Genomic DNA, 22,881 nt, shown 5'->3' on the forward strand with positions numbered 1-22,881 from the left:
TGTTATAATTTATTATACTAATCGTACAATACAGGAGGTTTTCATGAAAATAGAACAGTTGATCCGTGAAAAAATATCTTCTCTTTCTGCCGGTCAGAAGAAAGTTGCCGAATATATATTACAACACCTTGATTCTTTCAGTTATTCCACCCTTGCGAAACTCAGCAAGGAAATTTCCGTAAGCGAAACCACTATCATACGCCTCGCTTATTCTCTGGGATTTGAAAGTTTTTCCGAGATGCAGAGAACTGTACAGAATGACATTCTTTCCATTCCCACAGCTACAGCAGATGACACACTGGACAATGGGAATTTCTATCAGAACATCATTGCAAAAGAACTCCATTCCATGGAAAACTGGGCTTCACACCTGAGTCAGGATGATATGGATCAGATCGTTACCTATCTGACCAATGCGAAGAAACGTCTGATTGTAGGCGCCCGTTCCTCTTACAGTGCAGCACTCTGGATGGGAACCTTGCTGAATCAGCTTCTTGGAAATACCAAGGTGGTTCATGAATTTTATGATCCCCATTTTGAATATCTCACGGAAGCTTCTGAAGATACTGTTGTTCTTCTGCTCTCTTTTGCCCGCTATACCAAATGGTCACTGAAATACGCACAGGTTGCCAAAAACCATGGTGCAAAGATCCTTGCCATCACAGACAGTATTTCATCACCGGCATGGTCTCTGGCAGATCATGCGGTCATTACAGAGATCAATCTCAATGAAATGGGATTTAACTCCTTTTCCTGTCTCTATTGTCTTTTTGACAGCATTGTTGCAAAAATCCGAAAAAGCAAGTGCAAGTCCATCAGTACACGCCTTCATGACCTGGAAGAACTTTACTCAGACTTTGATCTTTTTTACGAATAATAATTACAGGGAGGGATTATCATGCAGGAAATTTTAGATATTTTTCTTGAAAAATCTAAACATCATCATTCCAATATTATCTATGCCCAGATATATAAAAACGATGTTTTAAAAGAAGAATTCAGGCTTTTTCCGGTAAAAACCCGATTAAATATATGGTCTATCAGCAAGCCTTTTGTTGCCATGGCTGCTGGTATCGCAGAACGCGAAGGACTGATCACTCTTGATGAATATATTTATCCCTGGTTTGAAAAATATTTCCCATCTGATCCTTCCGAAAATCTTTACAAAATAAAGATCCGTGATCTGCTTACGATGTCATCCGGTCAGAAAGATCCTCTCTTTTTCTGCGACGGTCCGGAACGATACAGAGAAAAAGACTGGGTAAGATATTTTTTCCAGAATGATTCTTTTCCCTATACACCAGGTACCCATTTCGTGTACAGCAATTTCTGTTCCTATATTTTGTCTGTTCTTCTGGAAGAAAAATCCGGAACCGGTTTGTTGAATTATCTGCGATATCGTCTGTTTGAACCAATTGGCATCCCGAATCCGGACTGGACCCTCTGCCCTCAGGGACATTGCATGGCAGCTAATGGACTGTATCTGACGATTGATGAACTGGCCCGTTTTGGGCATCTGCTTCTGCATGAAGGTGCTCTGAACGGAAAACAGATCGTCCCAAAAAAATTCGTGATTGATGCCTGTCAGAAACATATCGATTCTTACAATCCACTGACGGAGCATCCGGATTACCAGAGCTATGGTTATGGATATTTCATATATATGGGACCTATGGAAGATACACTAATCCTGTCCGGCAATTACGGCCAATACTGCGTCGTTGATAAAAAACACCATATGGTATCCTGCGTTATGTCTTTAGATGGAAATGACCACAAAAAAATCCGTGATGATCTGGTAGATTCCCTTGCAGAATATTACGGTGTGAAAATTTCACATATATAAAAAAATGCCGCTCCCGCGGCCACATCATATGATATTCGCAATCCGCTAGCGCTACTTGCTCATAAAAAAATGCCGCTCCCGCGGCATTTTTTTATATCACCAGCCAATCCTCAACCATAGCTGTATTATGCAGCAACACGGCTTCATTTCCTTTCGTCACAAAGATCCTCTGTACGAAAACATCCACAACTTCACCTTCCCGGACGGGTTCTTCATCAAGGCTTCTTCTGGCGCTGAGTGTGGTATTTCCTACACGGACTTTCAGTTCCAGGCTGCTGCCGCGGAATGCGACTCGTTCTACGACGCCCTCTGTTGCGGAGCTTTTATATTTCTGTTCCTCGTTCTTCTTAGTCACTTTTACAAACTCCGGACGGACAATGGCTTTTTCGCCTCCCGGAACTTCCTCGAAGTGATTGAACACCTGGTAATCATCGATCACAGAAGTCTGCCCGAAAAATCCCGCCGTAAACGCAGTATCCGGATTCTGATAAACATCCAGTGGTGTACCCTTCTGCTCAATCCGTCCACGGTTGGTGATGATGATTTCATCCGCCACCTCAATAGCCTCATCCTGGTCATGGGTAACAAAAATACTGGTGATCCCCAGCTTCTCGATCATATCCTTCAGCCAGCTTCGAAGCTCCGTACGGATCTTTGCATCGATCGCCGCAAAAGGCTCATCCAGAAGGAGAAGCTGCGGATTCGGAGCCAGAGCCCGGGCAAAAGCCACTCGCTGTCTCTGACCACCGGACAGCTGACTCGGATATCTTTTCTCCAGGCCCTTCAGCCCGATCAGCTCTACCAGTTCCATAACCCTCTGCTTAATATACTTCTTGTCCGCCTTCTGTACCTTCAGGCCAAATGCAATATTATCATACACCGTCATATACCGGAAAAGAGCATAATTCTGGAACACAAATCCAATGCCTCTCTCGCTGGCAGGCACATCATTGACCACTCTTCCGTCGATGATGATCTCACCGCTATCCGGCTGCTCCAGACCGGCGATCATACGGAGAATCGTAGTTTTTCCGCTTCCGCTGGGCCCCAGAAGACCGATCAGCTTCCCCTTTTCGATACCAAAGCTTACGTTATCAGATGCCTTGTAATCCCCATATGTTTTATTGATATTTTTTAACTCAACGTACATCGCCTTTTTCCCCCTTTCCTTTATGCTCCAGAACATTTCTTGCGATCAGAAGGATCACCGCCAGGATCACCAGGATCGAAGAAACCGCAAATGCCGGAACATACTGGAATTCGTTATAAAGAATTTCCACATGAAGCGGAAGTGTATTTGTTTTTCCACGAAGATGTCCGGACAGTACGGACACAGCTCCAAACTCTCCCATGGCTCTGGCTGTACACAGCACAACGCCATAGAGGAATGCCCACTTGATATGCGGAAATGTCACCTTTGTAAAAATGGTCCAGCCTTTGGCTCCCATCAGTGCTGCCGCCTCTTCCTCATCCGATCCTATGGATTCCAGGACCGGAATGATCTCTCTGGATACAAATGGAAATGTAACAAAGATCGTTGCGAGGATAATTCCGGGAACCGCAAACACGATCTGAATTCCGGCTTTTTCAAGCACAGAATAAAGGGGGCTCTGTTTTCCAAAAACCAGAATATAGATAAGACCTGCGATAACCGGTGATACCGTAACCGGAATATCGATCAGAGTTGTGAGGATCTTTTTCCCCCGGAAATGAAATCTGGTCATAGCCCATGCTGCACACAGTCCGAAGATCGTGTTGCATACAACAGCAGCCACCGTTGCCTCAATAGTCAGCGCCAGAGCTTTCAGCGTATAAGAATCCGTCACAGCCTGCACATAGCACTCCCAGCCTTTACTCAGCGCCTGGGTCACAACAACCACCAGCGGAAGCACCAGCATTACAAAAAGAAAGATCACGGAGATCCCGATGAGGATCCATTTCACCGGCCCGGAAGCCTGCTTCTTTTTTTCGTCCATTACGCGTCCCTCCCTCTGATTCGTTTCGTATTTCTTGCCTGCACCATGTTTACGCCAAACAGGATCAGGAATGAAACTGCCAGTGTAACCAGTGCGATAGATGTTGCGCTTTCATAATCAAACTCCTGAAGTTTTGACATAATGATCAGCGGTGTGATCTCTGTATAATATGGTTTATTTCCTGCGATAAAAACAACGCTTCCGTATTCTCCCAGGCAGCGTCCGAAAGCAAGTCCGGCACCGGAAAGCATTGCCGGCAGAAGCTCAGGAAAAATTACCCTGCGGAAAATGGTGAATGGTTTTGCCCCCATGACACGTGCTGCCTCTTCATAGGAACCATCCAGTTTTTCCAGCACCGGCTGAATAGCCCGGACTACAAACGGAATTCCCACAAAGATCAGAGCCACCGTGATACCGATCCTGGTATACGCGATCTTGATCCCGAACTTTGCAAAAAAACTTCCCACAAGCCCTTTGTCGGATGTCAGTGATGTCAACGAGATACCGGCAACCGCAGTTGGCAGCGCAAACGGCAGCTCGATCATTCCATCCATGATCCGTTTTCCCGGAAAATCATATCTTACCAGCACCCACGCAAGGATCAGTCCCATGATGGCATTCACCACCGTGGCCGCAAATGCGGTAATAAAACTTACGTAAAATCCGGACAAAACTCGAGGTCTCGTGATCACCTGGATAAATTCCCGAAATCCCAGCCGCGCCGAATAAACTGCCAGAGATGCAAGGGGAATCAGAACCACGATACTCAGCATCGCCAAAGTCACTCCCATTGTCAGCCCAAAGCCTGGTATCACCCGTTTACTCTGTTGTTTCTTCATTTCTGTCTCCCCTCTTTTCTGTATCCGCTATGCTTTTTTACTCTTCATAAATCTCATCAAACACTCCACCGTCCACAAAATGTTTCTTCTGTACTGCATCCCATCCGCCGAAATCTTTGATAGTAGTCAGCTTCACACTCAGGTTAAAAGTATCTGCATGTTTTTTCAGGATGGTCTGATTGACCGGTCTGTAATAATTCTCAGCGATCAGCTCCTGCGCTTCATCGGAATACAGATATTTCAGATAAGCTTTTGCGGCATCTGCGTTATCGTGTTTTTTTACATTTTCATCTACAACAGCAACGGACGGCTGTGCCAGGATACTGATGCTCGGTGTTACGATCTCGTAATCATCCGGATTGTCCCTTACAGAAAGAAACGCTTCATTTTCCCAGGCGATCAGCACATCACCCTGTCCGTTTTCCACAAAAGAAGTGGTGGCACCTCTTGCTCCGGAATCCAGAACCAGGACATTTTTGTAAAGCTTCTTAATAAAAACCTTCATCTCTATCTCGTTGCCGTTATATTTCTCATTGGCATAAGCCCAGGCTGCCATGTAATTCCAGCGGGCACCACCGGAAGTTTTCGGGTTTGGTGTAATCACTCCCACACCATCCTTCGTCAGATCATCCCAGTCGTGGATGTTCTTCGGATTTCCCTTCCGTACCAGAAATACAATGGTGGAAGTATAAGGAGCACTGTCATCCGGATATTCATCGATCCATCCCTTGTCGATCAGACCAGCATTCCGGATCGCATCGATATCATATTCCAGAGCAAGTGTCGCCACATCTGCAGGAAGTCCGTTGGAAATCTCAAGAGCCTGCTTGCCGGAACCTCCATGGGACTGGATCACATCCACACTCTGGCCGATTTCTTCTTTCCAGTAATCTGCAAAGATCTTATTGTATTCCTCATAAAATTCTCTGGTTGGATCATAGGACACATTGATGATCTCCACATGATTTTTATCTTTTGTATTGTTTCCTGATACTGCGAAAGTTCCTGCCAGTACCACTGCTGCCAGTGCGATACAGACACCTGCGATGCGTTTTCTTTTCATGATCTATGTACTCCTTTTCGTCACCTCTGTGACTTTCTGTAAACGTTATCCTGATTGAATACATTAAACCATATTATTCCCATTAATTAAATAGGAATATCTGAAAACGTTTTCACGCATATATTCTGCCAGAACTGCAAACAGCTACTCAGATACAATAATCACTCCACATACTGTCTTCCACACTGCTGCAGCTGTTCCGGATCACCAGCTTTCCTTCCAGTTCCATCCGCACAATGCCGGAATGTCCGCCCTTCAGCCGGTCCAGCAGCAGATACAGTGCGAATTTTCCCATATCCTCTTTCGGTAAACTTACCGTTGTCAGCATCGGCTTGGTAAACTGTGCTTCCTGGATATCATCGCTGGATATGATCGAAGGCATATAATACCGGTTCCGGAATTTATTCAGGCACTTCAGCATTCCGATGGCTGAAATATCATTGGCACAGTAGATTCCTGTTGGCATATCATCTGACTGGAGGAATTTTTCCATGGCTTCATAGCCCTCGGCCTCGGTCTGCTTCGTTTCGATAACATACTCCGGGATCACATCCAGGTCATGTTTCTTCAGTGTTTCCAGATATCCGTTGTACCGGTCTTCACTGTGACACTGTCCAATATATCCGATATTTTTGTGCCCCAGCGAGATCAGATATTCCACTGCCGCTGACGCGATCTTTTTTCCATCGCAAAGGACTTCATCCACTTCATAATTGGTAGAATTCCGGTTCACCGATACCACACTCTTATATTTCTTGTTCAGTATCTTCAAAGCTTCCTTATTACATCTGCCGATGATGATCAGTCCATCCCTCTTCCCTTCTACCTCGTCATACATTCCGTCGATCAGCCGGTCCAGATTTTCCCTGCGGCACTTCCTGTCATTAGAAAATACCGACATGTACCATACTTTGGAAAGGATGCAGTTTTTATCATGGATCTCACTTTCGATCACACGAAGAAGCTCTGCAAAAAACGGATCTGTCGTAGAAGAATCCGTTCTTGTCATCAGGATATTGATATACCAGGTTTTCTCCTGCTTCGCGGAAACACCTCTTTTCAGATTCCGGGCTGCCTCATTTGGCACGTAATTCATCTCGATAGCTGTTTTCCATATCTTATCCCGGAGTCCGGGAACGGAACATTTATAATTGGGATTATTCAAAACCCGGGAAACCGTCGCCGGTGAAACCCCTGCCTTTTCTGCGATCTTCTTAATGGACATGTACCTTTCCCCTCTCTCTGAAAAAATTTCTACTCACTGCCAGTCCAGTAAACCTCTCAAATCTATCTAAAACAGATAATTTTCCCATTCCTAATTTCATAGTAACTAAATATGATTTATATGATAATAAGGCCGGTCTAAAAAGTCAATCTTATTTTGTGAAAACGTATTCTTTTTCGCTGTATCTGCACAGCCTTGAATCTATCAGCAGTTTTGACGAACGCAGAGATGGCTATTTTTCCGCCATGAAGCATTTTCATCTGGAGCTACCCCAGGACGACATCTACTATGTCCATTATTCTGAGGAAGAAAGTTACCAGGATATTTACCGGATTTTTAAAGATTCTCCAGTTCACTCAACTGCCTTTATCTGTGATGACGATACCATTGCCGCCGGTGCCTTAAGAGCGTTTCATATGCTTGGTTACAAAATCCCGGAAGACATTTCCCTGATTGGTTTTAATGACAGACCAAACGCATCGCTGACCCGGCCGTCGCTGACCACCATCAATGTTCCAAAAGGTGCATTTGGTACCGCTGCCGTTGATTCCATCATCAATCTCATCAGCAAAAAGCAGAACAACAACTGCTGGACCAGTTCCCTGAAAACCCGTATCGGAACACAGCTTGTCATCCGCGACTCTGTAAAAAAAATATAGACAAAAACAAGGGGAGGAATTTTCATTCCTCCCCTTATCTTATGATCTTAATTACAGTTTGTTAGTAAGTCCAACTATATACAGTTCTTTTCTGTACTCTGGAATCTTAACCAGAAGTCCCTCTTCTGTATCCGTTGTTTCTACTTTAACACTTGGATCAAATGGTCTCAGCTGTCCATGATAACCTTTGATCAGGAACTCATTTGCTCCCTCTTTCAGATGATCTGCAAACACATTGAGATTTCCCTCTTTCTGTGTATAATGCAGCTCAATTCCATTCTCCAGCATCTCAGATTCGCGGTCGCTGCAGCGTGTGCCATAAATACCATCATGGTTAACTTTCAGCCATGCACCAAGAATCTTCAGCCTCTTTACCTGTTCTTCCGGAATTGTTCCGTCTGCTTTTGGTCCGATGTTCAGAAGCAGGTTTCCATTGTTTGCAACAGTTCCTACCAGAAGTGAAATTAGATCCGGAACAGAAATCAGTTTGTCATCACCTTCATTGGCATTATAACCGAAGGATAATCCCATTCCACGGCACATTTCCCATTTCTCTTTTCGATTCACAGAACCGGATTTGTACTCCTTGGTAAGGAAGTCATGGTAACGGTCATTGAAACGGTCGTTTACTACACCTTCCGGCACTTTGTTATAATAATGTGCCAGGAAATACGGCATCATCTCTTCGCTCTGTTTCGGCCATCCGATATCGTTCCAGAAAACGCTTGGTGCATAATCATCTACCAGTTCATTCATCTGGTTGTATGAATAATCTGCATATGCAAATGTCGGGCTGGCTGTTCCAAACAGATCATCATCCTCAAAAATAGGATCATTTGCATACTGCCAGTCAATCAGTCCTGAATAATACAGCCCCATACGGATACCTGCATCCCGGACAGCCTCTGTCAGCTCACCGGTGATATTTCTCTTCGGTCCCATTTCCACAGAGTTAAAGTGTGTATACTTACTCGGGAACAGGCAGAATCCATCATGATGCTTGGTTGTCAAAACAACATACTCTGCACCTGCTTCTTTAAAAATCTCTGCCCACTGTTTCGGATCCCAGTTTTCAGCTTTCCACATAGGAATAAAATCTTCATATTTGAAATCTTTTCCGTATTTTTCCATATGATGCTCATATGTCGGGCCTTTTCCTATGTTCAGAGAATTATAATACCACTCTGCGTAAGGATTATCCGCAAACCACTCTTTGGAATCAACTTCTCCCAGTTCCCATGTATGTGGCGCAAAAGCCGGTACAGAATAAATTCCCCAGTGAATAAAAATTCCGAATTTACAGTCCTCATACCATTTTGGAACGGTATGTGTATTTACAGAGTTCCAGTTTCCCTTATATCTTTCCATAATACAGTCCCATGTCCTTTCTGTCTGTTCAGACTTTTATTGTATTATCATTCAATTGTAATCTTTAATACAACCGGCATATCTCCTGGCTCAATAACTTTTCCACAGGAAATATCCAGAGTTTTGTTTCTTGAATAAGACGGATGAAGATCTGTTCCCAGAATCTCAATATCCTTAATGGAAGACTTCAGAAGTTTCATCTCATTTCCAAGGGATTTAATATGAATTTCTCCATCTTCCGGCCAGTGAAGTACGGTAGCATAAATATGATTGCTCTTGCTTGTGAAACGGATATCCTCAGAAGTAAAGTGCTTGTCGTAAGTGTCTGTAAAATGTCCTTCCGGAACTACAGTTGGTCCCTCACCAAATACTTTCCAGTATCTGGTTCCATATATGGACTCACCATTTACTTTCAGCCATTTTCCCATCTCTCTCAGAATATGTGCATCTTCTTCCGGAATGGTTCCATCCGGTTTCGGTCCGATGTTCAGAAGAAGCGCGCCGTTTTTGCTGACTACATCAACAAGATCCAGAACTACATCTGATGGCTTTTTGTAATCATTTCCAACAGTGTAACCCCAGGAATTCTTTGCCACAGAGGTATCATTCTGCCACAGATCCGGTGTGATATGGTCTAACTGGCCTCTTTCCAGATCATTTACAGCACTGCCATAAACATATGCGTCAAATTTCGCATCAATGGCCGTTTCTTTTCCCCACTGTGCGGAACGGTTGTAATAGTATGCCGCAAATTTACGGAGATACGGTTTCCATGCATACTGCTGAATCCACCAGTCAAAATATACGATGGAAGGCTGATATTTATCTACAATCTCACATGTACGAACAAGCCAGTCCTGCATATGCTCCTCTGAAGGAGGATTGTCATAAATGCTACTGATATCTCTGCTGATTCCTGCTGCCGGTCCGTAAAGATCATCATACTCCGGATCATTGACATCAGATTCAGGAATCTGACGTCCGCCATTAAAGAACCAGTAATGCTCTGCTCTGTGAGTAGAAGCACCAAGTACCATTCCCTCTTTTTCAACTTCTGTTTTCAGTTCTCCGAGAATATCTCTCTTTGGTCCCATCTCTGCTGCATTCCAACGGCAGAGATCACTGGCATACATCTGGAATCCATCATGATGCTCAGCAACCGGAACAACAAATTTTGCGCCTGCTTCCTTAAAAAGCTCAGCCCATTCCTTCGGATCGAACTTCTCTGCTTTGAACTGCGGAATAAAATCTTTATATCCGAATTTATCCAGAGTTCCGTATTTTTCTTCGTGATGCAGATTTTCTTTGGAGCCTTTTATGTACATATTTCTGGGATACCACTCATTTCCGAATGCCGGAACACTGTAAACACCCCAGTGGATAAAAATACCAAATTTGTCTCTTGCGTACCATTTCGGAGTGGGATGCTCGCAGAGCGAGTCCCACGTATCTGTATATGGTCCCTGTGCAATCACTTCATCGATCAGGGAAAGATATTCTTCTTTTTTCATCCCGTTATCCTCTTTTTATATCATCCTTTGATAGACTCAAAAATTGGCTCCTCTTCTACGAGTTCAAGGCATACGCAGTAGTTCTTCTCATTGTGAAGCTCTTCCGGAATCTCTACCTCGATCATTCCGTCTCCCTCGCAGGATCTCAGAACTCTGTAGTCAAGCTTCTGTCCGTTTCTTACAAGATATGCACCTGTAAGCTGGTTACCAACATTAAGAAGTTCGATACGGATTCTTGGAGAAAGAACATGTACATAAAGTTTGTGCTCTCTTCTTGTAAACTCGATGCCAGGAATATCATACGGATAAATACCAACTGTCTTGGTTCCGTAAATAGCTTCACTGTTTTCTGTTACATATTTTCCAACTTCGTTCAGTACTTCCACACATTTCTCCGGAACAACACCGTCTGCTGTCGGTCCTACATTCAGAAGATAGTTTCCGCCTCTGCTGATGATCTTCAGAAGAAGGCTGATGATGTGGTCTGCACTCTTCCAGTTTGTATCATATTTGTTAAATCCCCATGTATCATTTACAGTTGCAGGGATTTCCCATGGATCTTCGTATGGCAGTCTCGGGATAAAGTTATCTCCAGTTGTCATGTAATCGCCCATGTGGTTTCCGGTACGTCCGCTCAGCAGGCAGTCCGGCTGAATAGATTTTACAAGATCAATCAGTTCCTGTGTCTGAGCTACTGTAATTCCCATCGGAGTATCGAACCAGATCAGGCTGATTTTTCCGTAGTTCTCAAGAAGCTCTTTTACCTGTGGTTTACATTTCTCATCGAGATATTTCTGGAAATCTTTTCCGGAGTTATCTTTATGAGCCATATATCCATTTGGATCATCCCAGTCCTGAGCCTGTGAATAATAGAATCCCATACGAACATCATATTTCTCGCATGCAAGCTGCAGATCCTTCAGGATATCTTTTCCATAAGGAGTTGCTTTTACAACGTTGAAATCGCTGACTTTGGAATCATACATTGCAAAGCCTTCGTGATGTTTTGCTGTGAGAACGATGTATTTTACACCCCACTGCTCTTTCGCTCTCTTTACAAAAGCATCTGCATTAAACTGTGTCGGATTAAACTGCTCTGCAAGTTTCTCATACTCCTCTACCGGAATATCGAAGTTGTTCTCGATCCACTCTGCAATACGATCTGTTTTTCTTCCTTTGTACTCACCTGCAAGGATGGAATACAGTCCCCAGTGAATAAATAAACCGTACTTTGCATCATCAAACCACTGCTGTCTTGTTTTTGCCATTCCTTAACCCTCCGTGTTATATTTACATATAAATTTTTATCAACCTTTAACCGCTCCGGCAAGCATACCGGCTTCTACCTTCTCATGAAGGATCAGATAAATAACTAACATCGGAATCATAGACATGATAACAAATGCAAACTGCGGACCATAATTCGTAGTAAAGTTTGATGTAAAGTTAAGCATTGCTCTTGAAATTGTATATTTTGTACTGTCTGTAATCAGAATCAGTGAGAAAATCAGTTCACTGTATCCATAAATAAATACCAGAATTGCTTCTGTAGCAATAATCGGTTTACAAATCGGCAGCAAAATCTGAACAAGAATCCTCAGATCACCGCAGCCATCAATCTTAGCAGCCTCATCCAGTCCTTTATCAAGGCTGGAAATATATCCTGTAAACAAAAAAACTGCCTGTGAAAGATTAAACGCTGTATAAATTAAAATCAGGAATATATAGCTGTTTTTTGTTCCCAGTGCACTGGAAATTTTTGTTACAGAAACCAGGGTACAATGTACCGGAACCATAACACCTGCCATAAACAGGATATATACTGCTTTCAGATAGGAATAATTCTTACGTGCAATTGCATAAGCTCCAGGCATTGCAATAATAACAGTAACCGCCAGTGTGGCAATGGCTACAAACAGGGAATTACCAATTGCCTTAAATGCATTTGCCGCCCGGACAGCCTCCGGATAATTACCAAAGTTCCATACTTTAGGCCAGGAAAACATTCCAAGCAAAATCTCCTCATTTGTTTTCAGTGAAGAGAGAAATGTTACAATCAGTGGAAAAAATGTCACCATTGCCGCAAATATTGCAATGAAATACATAAGACCTTTTTTCAGGCCTCTCCAGAATCTATTTTTATTCATTGACATCATCATCCTTTCTTCTGTTACACATCAGTCTCTTTCTTTGAAGATCACGTTATTAAGCAATAATGATAGAATCAGTCCTAATACCAGAAGAATGATACTGATTGATCCGCTTCGTCCCATAAGCTTATACTGGAATCCCTGTGTATACAGAAGAACTGCGGGTGTAGCACTGGAATCCATAGGTCCTCCATTGGTCATAGCCCATACAATATCGAAAGCTTTCAGACATCCTGTGATACACAGTACCGAGAATACCATAAACATATTTTTACAAAGAGGTGCTGTGATATAAATGACCTTCTTAATTCCTGTACATCCGTCAAGGAGTGCTGCCTCATGAACATCATCCGGAATTGCTACAATGCCTGCTGCAAAGATCAGCATATTATAGCCTGCGTACATCCACTCATTTACCAGTACGACACACCAGATATTTACTGTAGGTGTTGCCAGCCAGTTTATGATCCATTCAGAATGTCCGATTGCTTTCAGGAACTGCGCAAGCACACCGAAGTTTGCATTCAGCATAAAGGACCACATAAGACCTACAGCTGTTGTTCCAAGCATAACTGGCATCAGATATGCTGCTTTAAAAAATTTAGTTCCTTTAAGCTTACTTGTTACAAGAAGCGCCAGTCCAAACGCAATTGGCATCAGAATGATAAAACCACCAATCACAAAATACAATGCATTCAGCATACTATTCCAGAACTTGACACTTGTCAATGTTTTTATGTAATTCTGAAGTCCCACCCATTTTATCGGAGATCCACCGATTCCATTCCAGCTGTTCAGAGAAAGCCAGGCTGTATTGATAACCGGATAGATAACGAACACCAGTGTAATAATTACTCCCGGAAGTACAAAAAGCAGGGACTTAAGAAAAGCTTTTCTATATTTGGCTGATTTAAAAAACACGAACATCCCTCCTAAAATTTGAAGCGGCAGGCGTGCCGAACATATTTATTCCGCACTGCCCGCCGCTATTTACATCATCAATCTGTTATTCTGTTGTATTATTCATATTCAGCAATCAGATCTGTAATTGTTTTTCCTACTTCGTCGGAAGAATTACCCATTGCAATACCCTGTAATGCCTGACGAACCGTATTGATCATATGAGTTGCACTGTCATAATTCTCAATATCGCCACGAACCTCTTTTGTTTCAGCAATAATCTCATTTGCCTCTGCTGTCAGATAGTCACCAGCCTCTGTTGTTACGTTAACGCTCATCGGTGCCGGATATCCTTCATAGAATGTATTAACAACATCTTCGCTTGTCATATATTTCATGAAGAGAACAGATGCTGCAACTTCGTCTGCATCACCTGTATCAACGATATAATAAGCCTCGTTTCCACCGCCCATATCGTGGAACTCATATTTTTCATCTACATATGGGAAACGAATTGCATGAACTTTCTGGCTGTCAAAAAGCTCAAGTGCATCATGATCTTCTGCACAGAACCATGTTCCCATGGTAATAAATGCACAACCGCCGGTATTAAAGATTGATCTCTCCTGACCATCATCGTTTCCAAGAAGATTTGTTCCAAGATAGCCTTTATCTACTGCATCTTTGATCATGTCATAGATCTTTTTCTCTTCTTCACCATCGTAAGAAATTTCACGACTTCCAAGTTTCTCAGCGATTTCGCAGCCATATGTCTTGTAGTTCAGTACGGAATGAAGATGTCCGAAACGGTAATCATCTTTCTCACCCATCTCAAATGGCTGTACCCCATTCTCTTTCAGTTTCGCACATGCATCCATCAGATCATCCCAGCTTTTAAGAGATGCAGGATCAATGCCATTTTCATTGAGGATATCTTCATTATAGAACAACATTACTTCATATGCAGACCAAGGTACACCATATGTTCCCTCAACTCCATACGCTGTATAATCTGTCATTCCGTCACCAATTGAGTTAAATCTTTCTTTCCACTCCGGATACTGCTCATAATACGGATCCATATCTACGATCAGATCTTCCTGTACATAACCTGCAACACGGGATCCGCCGTACTCTACAATAATATTTGGCATTGAGCTCTTATCTGCCATAAGAACAGATTCGGAATTCAACCACTCAGACTCTGTCGGAATATTAATACTCTCTACCTTAATCCCCGGATATTTTTTCATAAAACCATCTACGATGTTCTGATAGAGTGTTCCCGTTATGTCTGCTGCATCCCATCTGGTATGGAGAGTAATTGTCACGTCCTTATATTCTCTGTTTTCCACATCATAATCTGTATCGCCGTCTGCGGCCATAACTACACACCCTGTTGATGCTACCATTGCTGCTGCCAATACAGCTGCCAGTAGTTTTTTCTTCATTTTGTATCCCCCTTCTCTTTTACATTTTTTTCTTGCCCCAATACCTTACGAAAATTTTTCTGTATTTTTTTACGCGCGCACTTTTTTAACAGATATTTTTCGACGTTTTTTTATTTTTTACCTCCTTTTTCTTTTTTGTTCGCTTTTAATATATGAGCATATATTACAATCAAACTTTTTAGTTGTACATACCCATTGTTTCACAATTTTCTCAATATTCTTTTGTTCAATATGCACATGTTGCTTTGTAATTTTTTATTATCATTATTCATTTTAACAGTTTTTCGCTTCATCATGAAATATTGTTCTTTTATGTTTCTTATTTTCATTTATATATTTTTTCTGTTTTTTGCAAAAAAACCACTGCAGACATTTTATATCGCCGTCTGCAGTGGTTTTTACTACACTAACATATTTATTATTTTCAGATATTCTCTTCAATCACCTTTTCGATCCGTCTCTTCACTTCTTCTGCGAGCTCTGTGGTATGCATATCTTTGTATTCCTCATAATACATCGGAGGAAGGATATGCACCTGTACGGTGATCCTCTCTGTAGAGCCGGTATCAAAAGCCTTAAAGGAATCGATCAGTGCAACCGGAACGATCGGGCATTTCGTCTTGGTGGCAGTCTTGAAGCTGCCGCCCTTGAACGGCCCCGGGTGATTTCCATTCTTACTTCTCGTTCCTTCCGCAAAGATCAGATAATTACGACCTGCCCTTACCTCACGGATTACATTGACAATCACCTGCATGGACTGCTTCAGGTCCTCTCTGTCAATAATAAAAGCCTTCATGCAGGCAAAAACCTGCTTCAGGAATGGAATATCTCCCACTTCTTTCTTAGCTACTACAGAAAAAGGAACCGGGCAGGCTTTAATGATCGCCAGTACATCAAACAGTCCCTGGTGATTCGGAAAAAACATAAATCCGTTTTCCTTGGGGATGTTTTCCTGCCCATGCACATCAATATGGATATTTCCACCTTTGATCGCATGATCATCCACATGTCTCAGGAATGTATATTTCTTTGCTTCCGGATAATCGTCGGTATGCGCCGCATACCAGCAAAGTTTAATCCACCAGTAAGGAACAAAAATCAGATTCCTGATCACCATCAGCAAAATTCGCTTCATTCTTATGTCCTCCTGCCTGTTTTTATCCGTTCAGTTTACTTGCAATTTTGTCCTCATATCCCGGATTCTTTTTCAGAAAGACTTCGTAAGCCTTGGTATAGTCTGTATAAGTCTTGGTGGTCATAAATTTCTGATAGTCTGCCGCAGCCTGCTGGCTGATCTCATCTGAAATTTCCGCCGGCGAATACAGATAATATTTCTTATCCTGCACTTTCACAAGGTAAGTACTGATGCACGGATATTCCTGGTCATTCTGCAGTACAAGATTATAACGAATATAAACATACGTATAATTTTTACTCTCAGAAATGGCATCACAGCTGTCAATATTTACATCCTTTGCTCCATGAGCCTGAAAATATTTGACCGTGGATGAAATTTCTGTTTTCGCTTCATCAGAAATCTTATCCGTGCCATAACATTCCTGCATTTTTTTGTCCTTACCTGCTACCGCTGCCTTGATATAACCTTCCATAAGCCCTTCCGGGGTTCTGTGGCTGATCCCCCCGCAGCCTCTGGCTGCCAGGATGATCACCAGCAGGATCAGAATGACTCCTGCCAGTGTCGCCACATGGACAAAATTCAGTTTTTTGTTGGAATATTTCAGTTTTTTCACAGATTTTTTTCTGCGTTTCTTTTTTGTCGTCGTCATGACTTATCCTCGACCTTATTCTTCTTCACTGCCTGTGACAGTTTCATCTGCAGATCTTTCTTCCCCGTTATCGCCGGTCTCTCCGTCAGTTTTTTCGGAATTTACCTCTGCTTCCGGATCTTTATCTCTTACCTTGGCGATACTTGCAACGGTTACACCATCCGTAAGATTGATCATCTTCACACCGGAAGTGATTCTTCCAAGAACAGAGATATCTGCACACTGCAGGCGGATGATGATACCTTCTGTTGTGATCATCATGATCTCATTCTCTTCATTGACAGCCTTGGCACCAACAACATTTCCGGTCTTCTCGGTGATCTTGTAGCACTTCACACCTTTACCGCCACGGTTCTGGACAACGAACTCACTCATGGCTGTACGTTTGCCCATTCCGTTCTCAGAAGCTACCAGTAGATAATCACCCTGGGTATTCAGCTGCATGGCAACCACTTCATCGCCATCTGTAAGGTTCATACCTCTTACACCCATGGATGCACGGCCTGTGCTGCGGACATCAGTCTCTTTAAAGCGGATGCACTGTCCGTCCTTGGTCACAAGAATAATATCTTTGTTATTATCGGTAGCCTTAACCTCGATTAGCTCATCATCGTCACGGAGAACAATTGCTGTAAGACCTGTTTTACGGACATTCTCATAATCTTTAATCGGAGTTTTCTTCACAAGACCCTTCTTGGTCGCCATCATCAGATAATGACCCTCTTCGTACTTACGAAGCGGAATCACAGCTGTGATCTTTTCACCCGGTGCAAGTTGCAGAAGATTGATGATCGCAGTTCCTCTGGCTGTACGACCGGCCTCCGGAATCTCATATGCCTTCAGTCTGTATACACGTCCGGTATTGGTAAAGAACATGAGATAATGATGGGTTGTGGTCATCAGAAGTTCTTCGATATAGTCATCCTCAATGGTCTGCATACCCTTGATTCCTCTGCCGCCACGATTCTGGCTGCGGAAGTTGTCAACCGTCATACGTTTAATATAACCAAGCCTGGTCATTGCGATCACAGTATTCTCTCTCGGGATCAGATCCTCTGTGGAAATATCGTATACATCGTATCCGATGGAAGTCTTTCTGTCATCGCCATATTTCTCTGCAATGGCAAGGATCTCCTCACGGATCACGCGGAGAAGAAGCTTACGGTCAGCAAGGATTGCCTGGAACTTGCGGATCTTCTCCATAAGCTCTGCATACTCGGCTTCCAGCTTCTCTCTTTCCAGACCTGTCAGTGCACGGAGACGCATATCCACGATAGCCTGAGCCTGAACATCTGTCAGCTCAAAACGATCAATCAGTTCCTGCTTGGCGATCTGTACGTTACGGGAACCACGGATGATGCTGATCACTTCATCGATATTATCAAGTGCTTTCAGGAGACCTTCCAAAATGTGGGCTCTCTCCTGGGCTTTATTGAGATCGTACTGTGTTCTTCTGCGGACAACGTTCTCCTGATGCTCCAGATAATACTCCAGCATCTCTTTCAGGTTCAGAACTTTCGGTTCCATGCTTCCATGATTCGGAACAAGAGAAAGCATGATCACACCAAAAGTATCCTGCAGCTGTGTATGTTTGTAGAGCAGATTCAGGATTACATTGGCATTGGCGTCTTTACGGAGATCGATACAGATACGCATACCCTCACGGCTGGAATGGTCATTCAGGTCCGTAATTCCGTCGATCTTTTTGTCACGGACAAGTTCTGCGATCTTCTCGATAAGACGTGCCTTGTTTACAAGGTACGGAAGCTCAGTGACTACGATACGGGATTTACCGTTTGGCAAAGTCTCGATATTTGTCACAGCGCGGACGCGGATCTTGCCACGTCCTGTACGATAAGCTTCCTCGATTCCTCTTGTTCCGAGGATGGTTGCTCCTGTAGGGAAGTCCGGTCCTTTGACGATCTCAAGAAGTTCTTCCATTGCTGTCTCGCGGTCTTCTTCCACAATGTTATCAATGATCTTAACAACCGCATTGATCGTCTCACGAAGATTATGAGGTGGAATATTGGTCGCCATACCTACGGCGATACCGGTAGTACCATTTACCAGCAGGTTCGGAAAACGTGCCGGAAGTACAACCGGTTCACGTTCTGTCTCATCAAAGTTCGGCTGGAAATCAACGGTATCTTTGTTGATGTCTGCAAGCATCTCCATGGAAATCTTACTGAGACGTGCCTCTGTGTATCGCATGGCAGCCGCACCGTCACCATCCACGGAACCGAAGTTTCCATGTCCGTCAACAAGCGGATATCTTGTTGACCATTCCTGGGCCATATTAACCAGCGCACCATAAATAGAGCTGTCACCATGAGGATGATATTTACCCATGGTATCACCGACAATACGCGCACATTTTCTGTGTGGCTTGTCAGGACCGTTATTCAGCTCGATCATGGAATACAGCACTCGACGCTGTACCGGTTTCAGGCCGTCTCTTACATCCGGCAGAGCTCGTGAGGCGATAACACTCATGGCATAGTCGATGTAAGATTCTTTCATAGTTTTTTCCAAATCCACTTCGTGGACTTTGTCAAAAATATTATCTTCCATTCTTCTTTATTCTCCTAGATATCAAGATTCTTGACGAATCTTGCATTTTCTTCGATAAATTCACGTCTTGGCTCTACCTTGTCTCCCATAAGAGTGGTAAATGTCAGATCGATCTCAGATGTGGCAGCCTCGTCCATGGTCACACGGAGAAGAATTCTCTTCTCAGGGTCCATTGTAGTCTCCCAGAGCTGCTCCGCATCCATCTCACCCAGACCTTTATAACGCTGGATCTTATTGTTTCCGTCACGTCCGATCTCGGTAAGGATGTTGTTCAGTTCATCATCATCGTATGCGTACCATACTTTCTTGTTCTTCTCTACTTTATAGAGAGGAGGCTGTGCCAGGTATACATATCCCTGCTTGATCAGCTCCGGCATGAAACGATACAGGAATGTCAGAAGCAGTGTGGCGATATGTGCACCGTCAACATCGGCATCAGTCATGATGATGATCTTATGATAACGAAGTTTGGAGATATCAAAATCCTCATGGATTCCGGTTCCGAAAGCAGTGATCATGGCCTTGATCTCTTTGTTTCCATAGATCTTGTCCAGACGTGCTTTCTCAACGTTCAGGATCTTACCACGAAGTGGAAGGATCGCCTGTGTGGCGCGGTTTCTCGCTGTCTTGGCGGAACCGCCCGCGGAATCTCCCTCTACGATGTAGATCTCGCAATTCTCCGGATTCTTGTCAGAACAGTCTGCAAGTTTTCCAGGAAGAGACATGCTATCCAGTGCAGATTTTCTTCTTGTAAGGTCACGGGCCTTTCTGGCTGCTTCTCTGGCTCTCTGTGCAAGAACAGATTTCTCAACGGTAGCCTTGGCAACTGCCGGATTCTGCTCCAGGAAAATCTCCAGCTGCTTACTTACAACACTGTCTACCGCACCTCTGGCCTCACTGTTTCCAAGTTTCTGCTTGGTCTGACCCTCAAACTGCGGATTCTCAATCTTAACACTGACGATTGCAGTCAGGCCCTCACGGATATCATCACCGCTTAAGTTCGGCTCACTGTCCTTGAGAAGCTTATTCTTACGTGCATAATCATTGAATGTGTTCGTAATCGCATTACGGAAACCGGTAATGTGTGTACCACCCTCCGGTGTATTGATATTATTTACAAAACCATAGGTGTTCTCTGTATAGGAGTCATTATGCTGCAACGCAACCTCTACAGACACACCGTCCTTCTCACCTTCACAGTAAATGATCTCCGGGTAAAGTGCCTCTTTACTTCTGTTCAGGTAGCTTACAAACTCACGGATACCACCCTCATAGTGGAATACCTTCTCACGCTCCTGACACTCTCTCTTATCTTCCAGCACAATGCGAAGACCTTTGGTCAGGAAAGCCATCTCACGAAGTCTCTGTTTCAGGATATCATAATCATAAACGGTCTCCTCAAAGATCTCCTTGTCCGGAAGGAAATAAACCTTCGTTCCGGAAAGCTCCGGATCACAGTCGCCTACAACCTTCAGCGGATACATGGTCTTGCCACGCTCATATCTCTGTTTATATTCTTTACCCTCGTGATAGATAGTAACCTCCAGCCACTCGGAAAGTGCATTTACAACTGATGCACCAACACCGTGAAGACCACCGGAAACCTTATATCCTCCACCGCCGAACTTACCACCTGCGTGAAGAATGGTAAATACAACCTCAACTGCCGGAATACCAGCCTTATGATTGATGCCAACCGGGATACCACGACCATTATCTGTAACGGTAATGGAATTATCCGGATTGATATCTACATGAATCTCCGTACAAAAACCAGCCAGTGCTTCATCCACTGCGTTATCTACGATCTCATATACGAGATGATGAAGTCCACGGCTGGAGGTACTTCCGATATACATTCCAGGCCTCTTACGTACGGCTTCCAGTCCTTCCAGGATCTGGATCTGATCCGCGCCGTATTCTGTATTCTCTGCGCCCATGTCATTCCTCCTGTTCTTGTCTGTCCGGACGTGTTTGAAAATTCATTTCTGCAGAACCACAGCAATTTCAGAAATTACTGCACCATACCCTGATCCATTAATTTCAGCAAATACGGTATTTTCAAATTTTGCAGAAAGCAATTCTCAAACCCGCTCCAGAAGTGTCATTTATACCTGTAAAATAAATGTTTTTTTACATACGAATACAGAGTTTATTATAGCACAAAAAAGCCTGTATTTCCACGCAAAATCATAGGAAATACAGGCAAAAAAGTATCTTATTAAATGCAATCCAGTAATGCCTTATAAATATCCCTCTTGGAAACACCCCGATCCTTAGCGGCAAGCTTCATCGCATCCTTCCTGGAGTTCCCCTGCTGCTCATACATCGCCACATGCTCCGCAATGGAAACCTCCTCCCAGGAAGCCCTCTTCTCCGCCTCCATCTCACTGCGGCTCCTGCCCTCAATCACAAGAACACACTCGCCCAGAGGCTTCTCATCTTTATAAAAATCCATCAGATCATCAATCGTTGTCCGAAACGCTGTCTCATGCTTCTTGGTCAGCTCCCTGCAAAGAGTCATCCTGCGGTTACCAAGTACCTCCCTGAGCTCGCCAAGAGTCCGTACAAGCCTGTGAGGCGCCTCATACAGGATAATAGTCCTCGTTTCGCTGGAAAGCTCTTCCAGAATCGTTTTCCGCTCTTTCTTATCAGCCGGAAGAAAAGCCTCGAAAGCAAAACGCCGCGTATGCAAACCAGACAGAGTCAATGCCGTAATACAGGCAGCAGGCCCCGGCAGCGAAGTCACCTCGATCCCCGCCTCATAACACATGGCAGCAAGTTCCTCCCCAGGATCTGAAATACCCGGAGTACCTGCATCTGTAATCAACGCAATATTTGTACCTGAGCGCATTTTTTCCACGAGAACGTGACCTTTGTCGATCTTATTATATTCATGATAACTGGTCATGGGGGTTTTTATGTCAAAATGATTTAAAAGTTTAATACTGTTGCGGGTGTCTTCCGCAGCGATTAAGTCCACTTCCCGAAGGGTTCTTAGGACTCGAAGGGTGATGTCTTCGAGGTTTCCTATGGGGGTGGCGCATAAGTATAGTTTTCCGTTTTGTTTCATATTTTCCTCTTTTCTCGCTTGACCGCGGGGGACTTTTTTCTCGCTTAACCGCAAGGGGATATGTCTCGCTTAACCGCGGGGATTTGTTTAAGTTTGGAAACTTTGAAAATCGCAAAGGGGCCGCAAAGCCGCGCCCCCTCTGCACACCCCTTGGGCTTTTTTTTAAGTAGTGCAAGGGATTCTTTGTTCTGATTTGTTGACTTGTGTCTGTATGCTTCGATACTCAGCTCACTATGCTGTGCCGATGTTGTTTATTTCTGCGTTTTCTCTGTGTTTCGCTTCTGGTAAGGTGCCTGTATGCTTCGATACTCAGTGCTCTACTCTTTGCCGATATCGTTTATTTCTGCGTTTTCTCTGTGTTTCGCTTCTGGCGAAGTGCCTGTATGCTTCGGTACTTAATGCGCTACGCTGTGCCGATGCGTCACACTGCGATCTCCCGCTCTGAATCTCAGGTGAGGGGAG

General features: G+C 43.7%; 19 protein-coding genes. 3 read left to right on the forward strand and 16 right to left on the reverse strand.

The genetic code is table 11. The features are described from left to right. Positions 1-43 precede the first annotated feature (43 nt). A complete protein-coding gene (locus G5B06_RS07480; protein WP_118063617.1) occupies positions 44-877 on the forward strand; it encodes a MurR/RpiR family transcriptional regulator in 834 nt (277 codons plus the stop codon). Positions 878-898: 21 nt separating this feature from the next. Then, entirely contained in the window at positions 899-1,846 is a 948-nt protein-coding gene (locus tag G5B06_RS07485) for a serine hydrolase domain-containing protein (RefSeq protein ID WP_118063619.1), read from the forward strand. Between the two features lie 91 nt (positions 1,847-1,937). Here the strand turns inward: G5B06_RS07485 and G5B06_RS07490 are convergent, their stop codons facing one another. From G5B06_RS07490 to G5B06_RS07510, 5 genes are all read right to left on the reverse strand, one after another. Then, positions 1,938-2,996: a sulfate/molybdate ABC transporter ATP-binding protein gene (locus G5B06_RS07490; RefSeq protein ID WP_173771642.1), complete on the reverse strand. Its 1,059-nt coding sequence runs from the start codon at positions 2,994-2,996 to the stop codon at positions 1,938-1,940. After that, the gene (gene cysW, locus G5B06_RS07495) at positions 2,986-3,822 is read right to left on the reverse strand and encodes a sulfate ABC transporter permease subunit CysW (protein WP_173771644.1); all 837 of its coding nucleotides are present in this window, start codon (positions 3,820-3,822) and stop codon (positions 2,986-2,988) included. The genes G5B06_RS07490 and cysW overlap by 11 nt, the downstream gene beginning before the upstream one ends. Continuing rightward, positions 3,822-4,661 (reverse strand): sulfate ABC transporter permease subunit CysT, encoded by an 840-nt coding sequence (gene cysT / locus G5B06_RS07500; protein ID WP_148445780.1) that lies wholly within the window; start codon positions 4,659-4,661, stop codon positions 3,822-3,824. The genes cysW and cysT overlap by 1 nt, the downstream gene beginning before the upstream one ends. A 37-nt stretch (positions 4,662-4,698) precedes the next feature. Beyond that, positions 4,699-5,724: a sulfate ABC transporter substrate-binding protein gene (locus G5B06_RS07505; RefSeq protein ID WP_244094538.1), complete on the reverse strand. Its 1,026-nt coding sequence runs from the start codon at positions 5,722-5,724 to the stop codon at positions 4,699-4,701. Between the two features lie 148 nt (positions 5,725-5,872). Further along, positions 5,873-6,949 (reverse strand): LacI family DNA-binding transcriptional regulator, encoded by a 1,077-nt coding sequence (locus G5B06_RS07510; RefSeq protein WP_173771646.1) that lies wholly within the window; start codon positions 6,947-6,949, stop codon positions 5,873-5,875. Between the two features lie 158 nt (positions 6,950-7,107). Here G5B06_RS07510 and G5B06_RS07515 point away from each other — a divergent pair, with 158 nt between their 5' ends. Continuing rightward, positions 7,108-7,608, forward strand: coding sequence for a substrate-binding domain-containing protein (locus G5B06_RS07515; RefSeq protein ID WP_173771648.1), 501 nt, complete (start codon positions 7,108-7,110; stop codon positions 7,606-7,608). Between the two features lie 51 nt (positions 7,609-7,659). Here the strand turns inward: G5B06_RS07515 and G5B06_RS07520 are convergent, their stop codons facing one another. The 11 genes from G5B06_RS07520 to rsmI all read right to left on the reverse strand — a co-directional run bounded on the left by G5B06_RS07520 (position 7,660) and on the right by rsmI (position 22,419). Beyond that, positions 7,660-8,976 (reverse strand): alpha-L-fucosidase, encoded by a 1,317-nt coding sequence (locus G5B06_RS07520; RefSeq protein ID WP_173771650.1) that lies wholly within the window; start codon positions 8,974-8,976, stop codon positions 7,660-7,662. Positions 8,977-9,023: 47 nt separating this feature from the next. Beyond that, the gene (locus tag G5B06_RS07525) at positions 9,024-10,487 is read right to left on the reverse strand and encodes an alpha-L-fucosidase (RefSeq protein ID WP_173771652.1); all 1,464 of its coding nucleotides are present in this window, start codon (positions 10,485-10,487) and stop codon (positions 9,024-9,026) included. 20 nt (positions 10,488-10,507) lie between these two features. Beyond that, positions 10,508-11,755: an alpha-L-fucosidase gene (locus G5B06_RS07530; RefSeq protein WP_148445770.1), complete on the reverse strand. Its 1,248-nt coding sequence runs from the start codon at positions 11,753-11,755 to the stop codon at positions 10,508-10,510. A gap of 39 nt (positions 11,756-11,794) precedes the next feature. After that, the gene (locus G5B06_RS07535) at positions 11,795-12,634 is read right to left on the reverse strand and encodes a carbohydrate ABC transporter permease (RefSeq protein WP_148445768.1); all 840 of its coding nucleotides are present in this window, start codon (positions 12,632-12,634) and stop codon (positions 11,795-11,797) included. A gap of 30 nt (positions 12,635-12,664) precedes the next feature. Beyond that, entirely contained in the window at positions 12,665-13,558 is an 894-nt protein-coding gene (locus G5B06_RS07540) for a carbohydrate ABC transporter permease (RefSeq protein WP_148445766.1), read from the reverse strand. A 98-nt stretch (positions 13,559-13,656) separates the two neighbouring features. Then, positions 13,657-14,988, reverse strand: coding sequence for an ABC transporter substrate-binding protein (locus G5B06_RS07545; RefSeq protein WP_173771654.1), 1,332 nt, complete (start codon positions 14,986-14,988; stop codon positions 13,657-13,659). A gap of 424 nt (positions 14,989-15,412) precedes the next feature. After that, positions 15,413-16,123 carry a lysophospholipid acyltransferase family protein gene (locus G5B06_RS07550; protein ID WP_173771657.1) on the reverse strand — a complete coding sequence of 237 codons (711 nt, stop codon included), beginning with the start codon at positions 16,121-16,123 and terminating at the stop codon, positions 15,413-15,415. 22 nt (positions 16,124-16,145) lie between these two features. After that, positions 16,146-16,775 (reverse strand): hypothetical protein, encoded by a 630-nt coding sequence (locus G5B06_RS07555; RefSeq protein ID WP_244092671.1) that lies wholly within the window; start codon positions 16,773-16,775, stop codon positions 16,146-16,148. A gap of 15 nt (positions 16,776-16,790) precedes the next feature. Further along, a complete protein-coding gene (gyrA, locus tag G5B06_RS07560; RefSeq protein WP_173771659.1) occupies positions 16,791-19,346 on the reverse strand; it encodes a DNA gyrase subunit A in 2,556 nt (851 codons plus the stop codon). A gap of 14 nt (positions 19,347-19,360) precedes the next feature. After that, complete coding sequence (gene gyrB / locus G5B06_RS07565; RefSeq protein WP_173771661.1) at positions 19,361-21,286, reverse strand: DNA topoisomerase (ATP-hydrolyzing) subunit B; 1,926 nt, start codon at positions 21,284-21,286, stop codon at positions 19,361-19,363. Positions 21,287-21,567: 281 nt separating this feature from the next. Next, on the reverse strand, positions 21,568-22,419 hold the full coding sequence (gene rsmI, locus G5B06_RS07570; RefSeq protein ID WP_173771662.1) for a 16S rRNA (cytidine(1402)-2'-O)-methyltransferase: 852 nt from the start codon (positions 22,417-22,419) through the stop codon (positions 21,568-21,570). Between the last annotated feature and the right edge of the window lie 462 nt (positions 22,420-22,881).

Origin of the sequence: Blautia luti (assembly GCF_013304735.1) — a bacterium.
In the GTDB taxonomy this organism is placed as follows: domain Bacteria; phylum Bacillota; class Clostridia; order Lachnospirales; family Lachnospiraceae; genus Blautia_A.

Bases quoted from the DNA above. Each gene is read 5' to 3' on its own strand.
- G5B06_RS07510 (WP_173771646.1), bottom strand. From the start codon at position 6,949: ATGTCCATTAAGAAGATCGCAGAAAAGGCAGGGGTTTCACCGGCGACG.
- G5B06_RS07550 (WP_173771657.1), bottom strand. From the start codon at position 16,123: ATGAAGCGAATTTTGCTGATGGTGATCAGGAATCTGATTTTTGTTCCT.
- G5B06_RS07520 (WP_173771650.1), bottom strand. From the start codon at position 8,976: ATGGAAAGATATAAGGGAAACTGGAACTCTGTAAATACACATACCGTT.
- G5B06_RS07535 (WP_148445768.1), bottom strand. From the start codon at position 12,634: ATGAATAAAAATAGATTCTGGAGAGGCCTGAAAAAAGGTCTTATGTAT.
- gyrA (WP_173771659.1), bottom strand. From the start codon at position 19,346: ATGGAAGATAATATTTTTGACAAAGTCCACGAAGTGGATTTGGAAAAA.
- G5B06_RS07555 (WP_244092671.1), bottom strand. From the start codon at position 16,775: ATGACGACGACAAAAAAGAAACGCAGAAAAAAATCTGTGAAAAAACTG.
- rsmI (WP_173771662.1), bottom strand. From the start codon at position 22,419: ATGAAACAAAACGGAAAACTATACTTATGCGCCACCCCCATAGGAAAC.
- G5B06_RS07545 (WP_173771654.1), bottom strand. From the start codon at position 14,988: ATGAAGAAAAAACTACTGGCAGCTGTATTGGCAGCAGCAATGGTAGCA.
- G5B06_RS07480 (WP_118063617.1), top strand. From the start codon at position 44: ATGAAAATAGAACAGTTGATCCGTGAAAAAATATCTTCTCTTTCTGCC.
- G5B06_RS07485 (WP_118063619.1), top strand. From the start codon at position 899: ATGCAGGAAATTTTAGATATTTTTCTTGAAAAATCTAAACATCATCAT.
- cysW (WP_173771644.1), bottom strand. From the start codon at position 3,822: ATGGACGAAAAAAAGAAGCAGGCTTCCGGGCCGGTGAAATGGATCCTC.
- G5B06_RS07525 (WP_173771652.1), bottom strand. From the start codon at position 10,487: ATGAAAAAAGAAGAATATCTTTCCCTGATCGATGAAGTGATTGCACAG.
- G5B06_RS07505 (WP_244094538.1), bottom strand. From the start codon at position 5,724: ATGAAAAGAAAACGCATCGCAGGTGTCTGTATCGCACTGGCAGCAGTG.
- cysT (WP_148445780.1), bottom strand. From the start codon at position 4,661: ATGAAGAAACAACAGAGTAAACGGGTGATACCAGGCTTTGGGCTGACA.
- G5B06_RS07490 (WP_173771642.1), bottom strand. From the start codon at position 2,996: ATGTACGTTGAGTTAAAAAATATCAATAAAACATATGGGGATTACAAG.
- gyrB (WP_173771661.1), bottom strand. From the start codon at position 21,286: ATGGGCGCAGAGAATACAGAATACGGCGCGGATCAGATCCAGATCCTG.
- G5B06_RS07530 (WP_148445770.1), bottom strand. From the start codon at position 11,755: ATGGCAAAAACAAGACAGCAGTGGTTTGATGATGCAAAGTACGGTTTA.